The sequence below is a fragment of the Microvirga aerilata genome (assembly GCF_016743775.1).
Classification (GTDB): Bacteria; Pseudomonadota; Alphaproteobacteria; order Rhizobiales; family Beijerinckiaceae; genus Microvirga; species Microvirga aerilata.
In genome coordinates this window covers 1-12,450 of record NZ_JAEQMY010000104.1, presented here as the reverse complement: position 1 = coordinate 12,450, position 12,450 = coordinate 1, and the positions used below count along the sequence as shown (strand labels likewise).

11 protein-coding genes are annotated in these 12,450 nt (G+C 59.1%); 7 read left to right on the top strand and 4 right to left on the bottom strand.

What is annotated here, in order from left to right; all coding sequences use genetic code 11:
- Positions 1–199: hypothetical protein (locus tag JKG68_RS33030; protein ID WP_210346476.1), on the top strand; the 199-nt coding region annotated here is incomplete at its 5' end.
- A 379-nt stretch (positions 200–578) separates the two neighbouring features.
- On the opposite strand, the gene JKG68_RS27750 is transcribed toward JKG68_RS33030, so the two are convergent.
- Both JKG68_RS27750 and JKG68_RS27745 read right to left on the bottom strand, forming a co-directional pair.
- Entirely contained in the window at positions 579–803 is a 225-nt protein-coding gene (locus JKG68_RS27750) for a hypothetical protein (RefSeq protein WP_202065197.1), read from the bottom strand.
- 569 nt (positions 804–1,372) lie between these two features.
- Positions 1,373–1,816: a hypothetical protein gene (locus JKG68_RS27745; protein ID WP_202065196.1), complete on the bottom strand. Its 444-nt coding sequence runs from the start codon at positions 1,814–1,816 to the stop codon at positions 1,373–1,375.
- 819 nt (positions 1,817–2,635) lie between these two features.
- On the opposite strand from JKG68_RS27745, the gene JKG68_RS27740 reads away from it, so the two are divergent.
- The 3 genes from JKG68_RS27740 (at position 2,636) to JKG68_RS27730 (ending at position 6,201) form a co-directional block, all read left to right on the top strand.
- On the top strand, positions 2,636–3,904 hold the full coding sequence (locus tag JKG68_RS27740) for an IS256 family transposase (RefSeq protein WP_202065195.1): 1,269 nt from the start codon (positions 2,636–2,638) through the stop codon (positions 3,902–3,904).
- Between the two features lie 502 nt (positions 3,905–4,406).
- The gene (locus tag JKG68_RS27735) at positions 4,407–4,676 is read left to right on the top strand and encodes a hypothetical protein (protein ID WP_202065194.1); all 270 of its coding nucleotides are present in this window, start codon (positions 4,407–4,409) and stop codon (positions 4,674–4,676) included.
- Positions 4,677–5,289: 613 nt separating this feature from the next.
- Positions 5,290–6,201, top strand: a complete 912-nt coding sequence (locus tag JKG68_RS27730; RefSeq protein WP_202065193.1) for a YsnF/AvaK domain-containing protein — start codon at positions 5,290–5,292, stop codon at positions 6,199–6,201.
- Between the two features lie 74 nt (positions 6,202–6,275).
- Here the strand turns inward: JKG68_RS27730 and JKG68_RS27725 are convergent, their stop codons facing one another.
- Positions 6,276–6,755 carry a DUF2382 domain-containing protein gene (locus JKG68_RS27725; protein WP_202065191.1) on the bottom strand — a complete coding sequence of 160 codons (480 nt, stop codon included), beginning with the start codon at positions 6,753–6,755 and terminating at the stop codon, positions 6,276–6,278.
- A 175-nt stretch (positions 6,756–6,930) separates the two neighbouring features.
- Between JKG68_RS27725 and JKG68_RS27720 the strand changes: the two genes are divergently transcribed.
- From JKG68_RS27720 to JKG68_RS27710, 3 genes are all read left to right on the top strand, one after another.
- Positions 6,931–7,230 carry a hypothetical protein gene (locus JKG68_RS27720; protein ID WP_202065189.1) on the top strand — a complete coding sequence of 100 codons (300 nt, stop codon included), beginning with the start codon at positions 6,931–6,933 and terminating at the stop codon, positions 7,228–7,230.
- 1,119 nt (positions 7,231–8,349) lie between these two features.
- Complete coding sequence (locus JKG68_RS34615; RefSeq protein ID WP_202065188.1) at positions 8,350–9,117, top strand: restriction endonuclease; 768 nt, start codon at positions 8,350–8,352, stop codon at positions 9,115–9,117.
- 82 nt (positions 9,118–9,199) lie between these two features.
- Positions 9,200–9,559 (top strand): hypothetical protein, encoded by a 360-nt coding sequence (locus JKG68_RS27710; RefSeq protein ID WP_202065186.1) that lies wholly within the window; start codon positions 9,200–9,202, stop codon positions 9,557–9,559.
- Here JKG68_RS27710 and JKG68_RS27705 read toward each other — a convergent pair.
- Positions 9,540–10,013, bottom strand: a complete 474-nt coding sequence (locus JKG68_RS27705; RefSeq protein WP_202065184.1) for a sigma factor-like helix-turn-helix DNA-binding protein — start codon at positions 10,011–10,013, stop codon at positions 9,540–9,542. The two genes, JKG68_RS27710 and JKG68_RS27705, sit on opposite strands and share 20 nt — an antisense overlap.
- Positions 10,014–12,450 lie beyond the last annotated feature (2,437 nt).

Genomic DNA, 12,450 nt, shown 5'->3' with positions numbered 1-12,450 from the left:
GAACCGGCATTTTACGATGCTTCGCGATGACGAAGAATCCTTCAATCCCAACAAGTTGTGGGTTATTCAGGGCCGACTAGAGAAGGGTCGCTGCCACTGCGAAGCAGCGGAAGTGTTGTCGGCGCACCGGCAGGGTGTATCAAACCTGGCCGGCACTTGGCACTCACACTCTGAAAGCAATCATGCCGAAGCGAGATAATACTCCTTGATTTGCTCCTGTTGAACCCAGCGGCGCGCACGACCTAAAGGTCAGGTTCAGGTGGATAGTACCCTTGGTGTGAATACGAGCCGCGCTGGCTGGCTTCCGGCGCCTCAGGTGTAGGGCAGGAACAACCGTCTATGGCCTCCTAATGTTCCCTCAGCTTGCTAGCCCCACACGTTTGGGAGCGGGAGCAGCTTGTCGTTGTCGTTCTCAGCGACGGCCCTGGGCGGCCTCATGTGGACCATGGGCAGCAAGTTCATCAAGAACACTCTTGCCGTGCAGTAAGACAAAACGGGTTGCATGACTCTGCCTCCATGAGGGCTAAGTCAAGACTATCCACCTATGCGGCAGGAACGATGTGTTTGAACACACAGCATCAAGGAACCTGGAAAGCCCGGCGGGCTCTCTCGCGGATTTCATCCAGTTCGTCCTGCAAGGAGTTGATCTGCCCCTCTATCTCTTCGAAGGAGTTGCACTCTGGCGTGATGAGCAGGCGACCATCCTCGCCTCGGGTGTAGCGTAGGAGCGCGACCCTGACGGATGCCGGGTTGTAGGGAGTGCCGGGCTGGATTTCCAGCTCAAAGGCGCCGAATACATGCATGAATGCGTCCCCTTCAGCCTGTGCAAGTTATAGAGCATACTCCGACGAACTTGCACGGTCGTGGTACACTGGACAGTATGGAGAGGAGGCAGGTATGCGGGCACACCGCCACACCCCTTGTCTCATGTCATTGCAGGATGAAGTGGCAGTCTTGCCACCGGGTCTCCATACAGCGACCATCCTGGCGCTTGTCCTTCTTTCATCCCCTGCCGGAGGTCAGACACGCGATCCCCAGCAAGCGGCCTTGGATGACTTCGTGGCCGCCCGAATGCTGACCAACAAATGCCCATTCTGGCAGATTGATCAGGCTGGGGCTCGCACGCGATTTGCAGAACTCAACCTTCAACCAACTGACTGGCAAGAAGGTGGACGTCACGCCCGCTTCTTCGATGAACGCTTGTCCTACTATGGCAGTCTTCTCTCCCGCATGCCCGAGACACGAGCCTGCGTGGCAGCCGAAGAAGCGTTCGGGCCGAATGGACGGGTCAGGAAAGGCTGGATGAGGCGCCAAGGATAGAGCGTCGCCTCATCCCTGCCCTCGTCAGCGGCAGGCCGGGTGTGTAGCGGGTTTATGAACAGTCAGTGCCAGCGTAGGCCTGCCTGAACTCTGTGGTGGAAATTCTCTCGATCTCCCATGTCAGGGGTGAGGGATTGTCCTTGCTCCATGCTCGTTGCCCCTGCTGGATAAAGCGTTTGCGTGTGCGCTTGATCACGCCTGGCAGGTGCTGGACCAAAGGTGTGAAGCTCCGGCGCAAATGAACCTCAGTCCTCTTCCGGGAGGGCATCGCCGCCTCCCTGGCCTCTGCAGCAGCGATGTCCTCCGGCGTTGGGTCGGGATGACGAGCCTGGGCCTCTTTCTCGATCTGGCTGAAGGCTCTGTGCTGCGCCTCGTACCAGGCTCTCAGGCCCGGAACATGCTCGAGCAGGTACGCCTCCAAGGCTTCATCCTTGTCATCCTGCTCCCGCTTGATCCAAGGCACCTTCCTGCCCTGCGTTCCTGGGTTGCTTGTCATGCCGATGGTCTTTCTGGCTCGTGCCCGCTTGGCAGGGGCGTGGTGCTGGTTCGGGGTTAAGGGTCGGGTTTACCCCTGCCCGACGTCCTGTCCTTGTATACTGCCTCCAGGTTGCCAAGCCTATTACAGCCGGCGATCACGCCGAACAGCAAGTGCTCGTAATATGAAGTCGCGAATGGTGGCCCTCCACCAGCGTCCGACATGCCAGAATGGGCATGTCAAGAACCGGAGTTCAGGACAAGCTGAGACTTTGATAGAGGGCAAGGAGAAACTGACCCTGCCCTCTCGGAGTTAACATCCGCTACAGGTTTACAGGCGCTCAGGATCCGTTAACTTCGCCTTAACTATAGCGGTTCGAGGTAAGCCGATGCGCAAGATCCATCCTGGCTTCACGGCGATCGCCATCCTCTTGGGACCTGCCACCCTCATCATGGGGCATCAGAAGATCTCCGGTTATCTCTCCGCTCCCCAGCTGCCCAATCCCAACCCGCTCAAGGTACTGCAGCAAATCTACCTAAAATGCTCTGAGCCCCCGAAGCTCCAGAGAACCGTCCAATGTGATCGGTACGTGAGCTACGTCGATCAGTGCCTCACGGCAAAGAACACGTGCGATCCTCGTGCTTCTTATGAGCTCCTGATCAAGCTGGACTTCGCCCCTCCACCCTTGAGGTCGCCATTGCCTGACAAGGTCGCCCTGACAAAGGTGTCGGATAGCTGATCCAGAACTATACCGGAATGTGGGTGATGACGGTTTGAGAAAGGCGACGTATCGAGGCGGGTGACGAGCCTGCCAGAACCTCTCCAGGAGAGCGATACGTCATGAACGAGACTACCACCATTGTCCGCCTTCGTCAGCCCGATGCAATCGACGATCCCCTGACGGATATCCTGCGCGCCGGCGCGCGCAAGCTGCTGGCGCAGGCCATCGAGAGCGAAGCCGAGGCTTATCTTGCCAGCATGCGCGATCTCAAGTTGCCGGACGGCCGCGAGCGCCTGGTCCGGCACGGCCATGGCCCCGAGCGCATGCTCCAGACCGACATCGGCCCGGTGGAAGTCAGCCGGGTCAAGATCCGCGACCGCGGCGCCACTGGCAATGAAGATCGCATCCGCTTTTCCTCGGCGATCCTGCCGAAATGGGCCCGTCGGACGAAGAGTTTGGATGCGCTGCTGCCGATCCTGTACCTGCGCGGTGTCTCGACCGGCGACTTCCAGGAGGCTCTGGCGGCCTTACTGGGCAAGGATGCGCCGAACCTCTCGCCCTCGGTGATCGCGCGGCTGACCGGCGAATGGCAGGGCGAGTATGAGCGCTGGCAGACGCGCGACCTGTCAGCGCGCCGGTACGTCTACGTCTGGGCCGACGGCGTCTATCTCCAGGCCCGGATGGAGGACCAGGCCGAATGCATCCTGGTGCTGATCGGCGCGACGCCCGAAGGCAAGAAGGAGCTGGTCGGCTTCCAGGCCGGCGTGCGCGAGAGCGCCCAGAGCTGGCGTGAGCTTCTCGTCGAGATCAAGCGGCGGGGCTTGTCCATTGCGCCCCGAATTGCGGTCGGGGACGGAGCGCTCGGCTTCTGGAAGGCGCTCGACGAGCTCTTTCCCGGCACGCACCATCAGCGCTGTTGGCTGCACAAGACCGCCAACGTGCTCAACAAGGTGCCGAAATCGGTGCAGCCCGGCATGAAGACCGCCCTGCGGGAGATCTATCTCGCACCCACACGAGCCCAGGCCGAGGTCGCCATCGATCTGTTCGCCGAGGCCTATCAGGCGCGCTACCCCAAGGCGGTGGAGTGCGTGCGCAAGGACCAGCGGGCGCTGCTGGCCTTCTATGACTGGCCCGCTGAGCACTGGATCCATCTGCGGACCACGAACCCGATCGAGAGTGTGTTCGCAACGGTGCGGCACCGGACCGTGCGCACCAAGGGGGCGCTGTCGCCAACCACCGCGCGGCTGATGGTGTTCAAGCTCATCCTAGCGGCTTCGAAAACCTGGCGTCGGCTGATGGGTGAAAACCAGTTGCCGAAGGTGATTGCCGGTGTCAGGTTTAAGGACGGCGCCGAGATCACAACAACGCCAACACATAACGTCGCCTGATCGACCCCATCACCCACATTCCGGTTTAACTCGCTGATCCAGGCAGCGGGTTAGCTCTTGTATGACCCAGCGTCTGGCCCGTCGTGCTGAGGATCGTTTCATCACCACCTCCCAACCCTGTGGAGCGCTTACCGACGCGGCCAGCTCGACGTGTCGATGGTCACGTGGCTTCCGGTGATCGGATCGAGAATGGTCATGGGCAGCCCCTCGGGTTCAGGCATAGAGCAAACGCGGCACACCTGACTTTGCTCAATTCTATTGAAGGTATGGTTATGGGACGGTTACCGCAGTGGATGAAGCCTTCTAAAAAGGCCTTTGTGCAGCGACCGCTGCACGGCCCTTCTGCGTGATCACGGCCACATCCCTGTTATCATTGCTCACTGTCGCATATCTGCTGCTGAACAGCCGATGCAGCGTTTGGGTGAGTGCAATGCGAGAACCCTCATGAGCTCAGATATAATTGCCGGCGCGCTTCGAGCGGTAGACACGGTGAGCGGCTTTCTTGTTGAAGAAGCCTGAGCGTGCGCAGTTGCGCTTCACTGATGGTCATTCGTACTGCCCTGGCCGAGCGTTGTTTTTGCTGAAGGCTCTTGAAACGACGCACGCGATACACAAGGAGCAAAGAAAAAGCCGCGCTCAGGTTTATTCCCAAGTTCACGGCATTGATCCCACATTTGCCCTCACCGACCAGGTAGTTGATCTGCAAATCAACTTAAATTTTTATGGCAACTGCCTGATCAATGCTTGTACGTGTAAGGTGATTCGGGATTGATCAAAAGCAGGTAAATGCTCTCAGGCCATCTGGACTAGGCCATCGCTGTCCGGGCGCAGCCCCCTTACTCGAAAGTAGCTTGCTTTTGCCGGAACCAAGGCAACACGAGCGATTAGATGCTTCTCACCGGCCCAAGTCTGCCCCCATGGGTCAGGACCTTGGAAGCGCTCCCTTGCGGGGCGCTTTTTCTTTGGTCCCGCTGAAACCGCATTCTACCTTCCCTGTTGAACCTTGGAAGGCTTGTCTCGCATCCGGCCTTCGGGGCTAGGAGGCCTCCTCACCTACTGGCAAGACAGGTGGGGAGGCACTTCCTTTGCTAGAAGTCTCGACCCGACGGGCTACCCTGACGGGTTGGTGAGTTCGTCCTGGGCCTGTGCTGCCGATCGCATGATGGCCGGCACATGGGTTCGGGCTCCTTCGGCGAAGCCATGGAACCGGAATCCGGACCGCACATTGGAAGGTTCACGGGCCGAGCTGACAGCCAGTACGGCCTCTTGCCTGGACGGATGATGTCCTGCCGACGCTCGGGATGGCATCTGCCGTTGGATGTCTCCGGCTCAGCCGATCGTCAGGAACGGGTCTGATCCCCTATAGCCTCACAGGAGCCAACCTCATGTCCAAGACCGTCACGTGCCTTTACCAAGACCAGCAGAAAGCCAGCGAGATCGTCAGCCGCCTGGAGCAGGCCGGCATCTCGCGGGGTGGGATCAATGTCTACTCAGATGCCTCGGACAACCTGATCGATGACCTGGAGAATGCAGGCGTGCCCCGGTCCGATGCCCATGCCTATGCCGAGGGCATGCGGCGCGGCGGCTCCGTTGTCGCCGTAGAGTGTGACGACGATGAGGTCGACCGGTTGATCGACATCCTGGATGATGACGGGGTGCTGGACCTGGACGAGCAGCGGACCGCCTGGAACTCGGAAGGGTGGCAGGGCCATGACACGTCGACCTCAGGCGGCATGACCAGTGGCCTTGGCGCCGCGGCGGCTGGGCTGGCCGGCGGCCTGACAGGGTCGTCCGGCACGAGCCGGACGGATGTGGGGGCTGGCGATGACGTCACCGGGTCGCCGGACATTACCCGCGCCAAGACCGATACAACACGCACGAGCGGAGGCGATGAGGTCATTCCGATTGCCGAGGAGGACCTGCACGTCGGCAAGCGCGAGGTTGGCCAAGGCCGGGTGCGCATCCAGTCCCGTGTGGTCGAGACGCCGGTGAGCGAGCAGGTGACCTTGCGCGAGGAGCGCGTCGACGTGGAGCGCCGTCCGGTGTCAGGTGCGACGCAGGCGGGCACGCTCGGTGGCGACCCCTTCCAGGAGCGCACCATCGAGGTGGAGGAGCGCCACGAGGAGGCTGTTGTCTCCAAGGAAGCCCGGGTGGTTGAGGAGGTCGTGGTCCGCAAGGACGTGGAGCAGCGCACCGAGACCGTGTCCGACACGGTTCGTCGCACCGAGGTAGATGTCGAGGACGAACGCAACGTCCGCAGCACCGGCACCACCGACTCGACCGACGGCACGCGCTGATCTCGTTTCAGCCGAAGCCCGGCATGACGCTGGGCTTCGACACCCTCGACAGGATAGCTCGGGAAGCCTGCGTCCTATTCGTCGGCAACCGGATCCTTCGGAGCGTCACCCTCCACGACGGCGCGCTGCTTGCGTAAGCTGACCGGCACCTCGACGACCTCCGTCTCGATCCGACGCCGGATGTGCAGTTCCTCCTTGAGCACGAGACGCTTTTCGACCACGAGCACCTCCTCCACGACTGGAACGATTGTCACGTCGCCTTCCGTCCTAATCTCGGGTGCGGTCTCGACCATCCTGTCGATGGTCACGCAGGTGACCTCCACGGTCTCCCGCTGTACGTCCGCACGGGCAAGTTCCTCGACGATGTCAGTGACCATCTGCACGCGAACACGCCCGGTCACCACCTCCCGCTTAATGATGGTGGCGGTTTCCTCGACGATGGGTATGACCTCCTCGGACACGCTTCCGGCACGGCCTCCCAGCGCATCGTTCAGAAGGGGAACATGCTCAGTATCGTGTGGCGGTACGCTCGGAGGGTGGGTGGGATTGCCCATGGCTGCTCTCTGGTAAGCAATCACCAACGGGCGCTTGCCCTGCGAGTTCCCCATCAATGGAAACCCCGCACGACCGCCCAGAAATCTGGGGCAAGGGCGTGCCTGCCCTTGAGGTGAGAGGAACGAGGGCTTGTGACCAACGTTGATCCGCAGCCCTCACGGGCGAAAGGGGAACATGATGCTCACCAGACTCTATGCTTTTACAATTGTGACGCTCTCTGCAGTGAACGGGGCTCTTGCCCAGGCCACCCCGCCTGCTGAGCCGGGCTCACCTCCTGCGCCCGCACCTGCAGATGACGGCAGCGGCACTCCCTGGCTCTGGATCATCATTGGCCTGGCCATCGTTGCTGGCCTTGTCTGGTACTTCATGCGCGCTCGGTCACGCGCGACGAGCGCCGGCACAACCGGCCCTTCGTCCACCTCCGGAACGGCCACGAGCCAGCCTAAGGTGTTCGACAACGACAAGCGCAAGTAGACAGCGCTTCCTCGGAATCATGCCGCCAGATGCTGGATTGGGCACGTCAGGGCTGAGGCTGCCCGTCCTGAGCTGCTGGTACGTGGATCGAAGCCTGTGGGCTCGGGTCACCGGGCGAATGCCCAACCACCTCTCGGAGAGACTTGCGCTGTCTCTAACGCTGCCAAGCTTCCGGCAGCTCTTGCCACAGCCCTGGCCGGGGTCTCGGGAGTGCGCGCCAGATCAGCAGCGTAAAGGCCTTACCCACCCCGAGCACGAAGGCCAAGCCGTCGACGAAAATTACCGGAGAGAAGCTCTTATCCATCTTACTTCAGGCTCCAGGCTGCCGATCCGCCCCAGTGACTCTGAGGAACGTTGATGACGATGTTTGGTTGATCTCCTGCGGAGGCAACCTGCCCTTGCGCAGGTCTCCTTGAGCAGCTTCCGTAGACTGAGCCCCGTTCCATTGCTCGAGCGGGGCTCTTTTTATGGCTGCCACATCTGGAATGCCGATGAGGCGCAGTCCTGCCTGGAGACAGGAGAATGGAGCGGTGCGGCAAGATCGCCCGTCCCTGGAACCTCAAGCTCTCCGACTGGTTCATAACGTTCACGCGACAGGGGGAGCGGAAGATGTAGACGTGGTGGCTGACAGTCTTGGGCTTAGCAGCAAGACTGTGCACCAGCCTCAGCTTTGTGCCACAGGTGCTCACCAGCTGCGCCACCATCAGGTCGACAGCCTTAGGCGTCACGGTGACACCTTGGCAGCCAACGGGACCCCCATAAGAGTGCGCGACAGGAACACATCAACGATTTCGGGCAGCTTGGATGTGCTGCGGCACTTGTCTGCCACGCGGCTCATGAGCTGCGGGGGAGGCCCAGACGGCCGGATCCTTATCGCCGACTACGACGGCATCTTTTTGGGAACCCATCTTGCGCTGAACGCAATCCGCTGGTCAGGCTCTCGACAATTCGTATCACTCAGCAGTAGCACTCTAAAATATTCTTGTGAGTTCCCGATGGTTTAACTCAGCGGGAAACCGCCGGTAACCACGCTCGGCTATCGAGTATGGCTGACCGATATGGCGCTGACCGCCATCGGGCGTGGGAAAGGGAATGTTCCGCTACCTCTGGAGACATAAGGTGTTCAGCACTTCGCTGCTCTTGCTGTTCGGCGCCGGCTTACACCTGCAGCCGGTTGCCGCCTGGTCTGGGCTCGCGCTGCTGCTCTTCTTACGCCTGACGAAGGTCCACTCGCTGCTTCTGATCCTCGATCTCACGGACCGAGCTGCCCTGAAGCATGTGAGGACCCTGGCAACGAAACGCGCCCATATGCTCTCGCCCGATGAGTATGGGAACGTGTCTGAGGACATTTGGGACAAACACCTGAACGCCTTCATCAGGAAGACGCTGTTGCCAGAGTTTCAGCGCAGGAAGATCGACCATTTCGTTGCAGGGGACGCAAAGCGACATCTTGGGCGTCTCAGAACTCGGATCAACCGGATCATTGACCGCTATCGGCCAGCGGAACCGTCGGAAGAAATTGCTGACCTCATGACCGGCAGAGAGTTTGAGCTCTATTGCCAGAGGATTCTGCAGGAAGCCGAATGGCATGCAGCGCTGACCCCGGGATCAGGCGATCAAGGCGCCGACATCATCGCTGAGAAGAACGGCAGACGGGTTGTCATCCAATGTAAGTTCTACAATGGCAGCGTTGGCAACAGGGCCGTTCAGGAGGCTTATGCTGCCGCAGCCTTTCAGGACGCTCCCCATGCCGTGGTAGTGACGAACTCAATCTTCACCAAGTCAGCGCACCAGCTCGCGCATAAGAACACAGTGCTGCTGATGCACCACACGGAACTGGCCGAGTTGGAAGGCCGTCTCAACCGCCTTGAACGTGCTGCTCACTAATATTTGTGTAGCGGCCGCTCCTGCTGTTGCTCAATAACCTAAGCCTGCCGCCCATGTCTTAGGATCAAAAGCATTTAGACTTATGGAAACATCAGCCGCGCAACCTCATCCGCTCGAATTTCGCTGCCAAAACATCATTCGAGGTTGCCAGTGGGCCGCTGACCTCTTTGTGTTGTTCCTCCAACAGGCAGACATTCATCCCGAGGTGATTGATGAACTGATGAGGCAACATCAGGAAATGATCGATTTCGGCCTGATTGACCCTCACATGGATCTGACATCCTACGCCACAGGCCGCCTATCCGCAGCGATTCAGCAGGAGAGAGCGCTCGGACGGCTTTCCAGGACCAAGTCTCGAATCATGCTCCACCTCGATGAAGATGGCTTGATCAAAGTTCTTCCAGTTGATCCCGGTACACCGACTAGCCGCTCGTTCCACTGAGGAAGTCCTCAATTGATAACTGCGCTAGGTTACGCGGCTTTGGGCTTTGCTTCTTTGTCCCCTTCTCCGCCTTTGCCACAATAGGCTCTTTCCGCGGGACCGGGGCGTCCTCCGCATTCATCCGCTTCAGCCGGGCTTTGGCTTTGTCACGAGCTTTCGCTTCTTCCGATTGAGGATCCTCGGTGAGCCACTTCCCACGTTTGAGCACTTCATTCACACGGCCCTGATTGACCCCAAGCTGGAAGGCGATCTCCTGCTGGGTCATATCCGTGTTCTGGTTCAGCTCAATGATCCGCCGCGCCAGCTCTGGTGTCATCTTCTTGCCGGACACCCGTCGGGCCGGCCGGATCGTTCGCTTGGCGCGGTCACGTTCCTTCAGCCTTTCTAGGATGGCCAAGGCCATATGCATGCCCTGCTCGCGAAGGGCTTCTTCAAACTCCTTCAAAGTAGTCAAAACAGAGACTCCTTAACTTCTGCTCTGATGCCTGCAATCCGGATCAGACTATGCTTCGAACAAAGTAGAGGCGACAAACAGGCCACTTGGCCATAGAGGCTTCTGGTGGAGTCGACTGAGATCCGGCGACCGGCATCAGAATAGAGTCCGGGATTTCGGATTATCAAGCCGCGGCCCCAACTTGGTTGTTGATGTGTTCCTCACGGCCGCAACCAACAGCGCCCAAGATCAAGCACGTATCTTTCCCACTCCGTTACCGCTGGGGCCAGTACCTGAACGATCAGGGATGCGGCCGGAGGGATGTTGATCAGGATGATTGGACCGCACACCAACGAACGGAGCTAACGCGCCCGTTTGCACGGTCGCAGGTAGTGATTGGATCGAGAATGGTCATGGGCAGCCGCTTTCCGTTCAAGCACACGGTTGATGCCCTGCATCCGGTTTCGATCAGGTCCACTTGGGGTTGTGGTTACGAGACAGTTCCTGCACCGGGACGATTAGGTCTTCCGGGCAGATCGAGGCGGTCAACCCGCATCCGCCTCACCGGTTCCAGTGAAATTCATTCTGAATCGATTACTTAGAGCGAGCAATAAAGTTGCTCACCAGCCTTTTATACGACAGCTGCAGTTGGCCAAGCGCTGCTTCAACCTTGGTTGGGCTGACCCTGAACAAACCTCAAAGCCGCTTCATCAGCTACACCGGTGCGATGACAGGTTGCGCATCGAGCATCTCCTCAGCCGCATTGCACTTGCTTTCCACTGCTCGTAGCTGGCCCAGCGCCTTCCCTTTGGCTTGGGCGGCAGATGCCGTCCCCTCCTTGCTACGGATGAAGGGGTTCTTCGGTCGAACGCTAGACGCGAAGCTCGCGATTGACAGCAGGGGACGCGCTTGTCCCGGTCTGCCTTCGGACGCGAGTTCCACTGTCCGATGTCTGCTCCCCCCTGGCCTTGAGCGCACTATGGATGCATCGAAGCTCTTCCTGAATAAACTCAAGCCGATCCAGTAGTTCGGCATCTGTCATCCTGCTTGAGGGAGAAGGTTCGACCGTATAGGGCGGACCGTCCGTGACACTGCGAATGGCCCCAAGGGCAGTCGAGCCGATCCCCGGAGTTGCCAGCCACTGCCTGTCGGAAATCTGGGCGATTTCCCGAATACTGGGGCAACGCCCGTGGAACTCATGAAGGATGGCAGCTCTTGTTCGTGGGGAAACAGCGTCGATAGGAAAAGCATCATCCAGGCTCATGGATCCTCCCGCAACGTTCATTACCGGGCATCGCAAAGCGCAATCTTGGCAGATGAGCGGCGAGAACGAGGCAGCTCCCAGAATTCCCAAGCCAATCCACCTTTGGGAGCTGATAGGCTCTAAACCTCTGAGCCTTCGATGACAGCTTAATCTCACGGTAGACGTCACTGCCTTCGGTTTTCGCTCCCAGGCTAATTCTTGACCATTGGTCCGAGCTTCGGCTTACCAAGCTGGTAGGTATCGGCGAGCGCATCGAACTGCCTGCGTCTGAGATGGGTGAGGGATCCGGGCTGGCCTACCTGAATACGCTCCTCTAAGCCGCATGAGAGAGCGTCACAGGGTGCCCTACCCCTCCTTAGGATGTTGCCGGAGCAGGAAGGATTGTTAAGCTCCGGTTATATTCGGAGGGAGCGGTCTGGATGGAGTGCTTCGAGGTCGGGCAAGAGCAGGAAGACTGCTGGTCTGTGTCGAGCAAGGGACGTACCCTGTACTTCTACTCGTCTGAGGAAGAGGCGCGTTGGGCAGCCCTGATGTTAGCATCAGATATGTGCCAGTCCGGCAACCAAGCGAGCGTGGTAATCACCCCACCTGAGTTGAGCCATTTTCCTCAAGGCGATCACACAACCCAGCAGTTTACAGGCATGTAGGTCAACTTTTACATAAAGAGCGGCAGTCCGACCTATCAGAACAACTACAACCGTTCGTAGTGCTACTGTGCCTTATCCTCCCAGCCCCATCTGTGGTGCTGGCGGTCTATCTGGCCACTACCCTCTTGCCAGACCTGATGGGCCTGCCACGGCTACTTTGATCTGGTCAGCTCCTGTGTGAGCTTCGGAAGGTCCTTGGTCAACCACGCCACGACTTCATCGTTCGTCCTGAGGTGATCGGGCAGAGGGATGAACGAAGTATCAGTGTCGTGAATGGCCGCTTGGTCCTTTGCTCCCAGGATTGGGTCAACGGGGCTTGTCATCGTTGGATCTGTGGTCCTGCGGGACAACCATAGGGGTACGAGGAAGATCACAGCAGCACCGAGAAGGGTCAGCAGTACGGTCATGCTAAGGTCCATCGGCAATGGTTTCTCTCAAGCAGATCACTGCTCGTAGCTTGCCACAGTGAGCAGCTTAATCAACGCAATAGGAAGCTAGGCAGCAGACCAACTAAGGTCTGAGAACCGTTCTGACTGTTGGGTTGGAA

Coding starts and splice junctions, on each gene's coding strand:
- JKG68_RS27740 (WP_202065195.1), top strand. CDS start 2,636: ATGAACGAGACTACCACCATTGTCCGCCTTCGTCAGCCCGATGCAATC.
- JKG68_RS27745 (WP_202065196.1), bottom strand. CDS start 1,816: ATGACAAGCAACCCAGGAACGCAGGGCAGGAAGGTGCCTTGGATCAAG.
- JKG68_RS27710 (WP_202065186.1), top strand. CDS start 9,200: ATGGAAACATCAGCCGCGCAACCTCATCCGCTCGAATTTCGCTGCCAA.
- JKG68_RS27730 (WP_202065193.1), top strand. CDS start 5,290: ATGTCCAAGACCGTCACGTGCCTTTACCAAGACCAGCAGAAAGCCAGC.
- JKG68_RS27725 (WP_202065191.1), bottom strand. CDS start 6,755: ATGGGCAATCCCACCCACCCTCCGAGCGTACCGCCACACGATACTGAG.
- JKG68_RS27720 (WP_202065189.1), top strand. CDS start 6,931: ATGATGCTCACCAGACTCTATGCTTTTACAATTGTGACGCTCTCTGCA.
- JKG68_RS27750 (WP_202065197.1), bottom strand. CDS start 803: ATGCATGTATTCGGCGCCTTTGAGCTGGAAATCCAGCCCGGCACTCCC.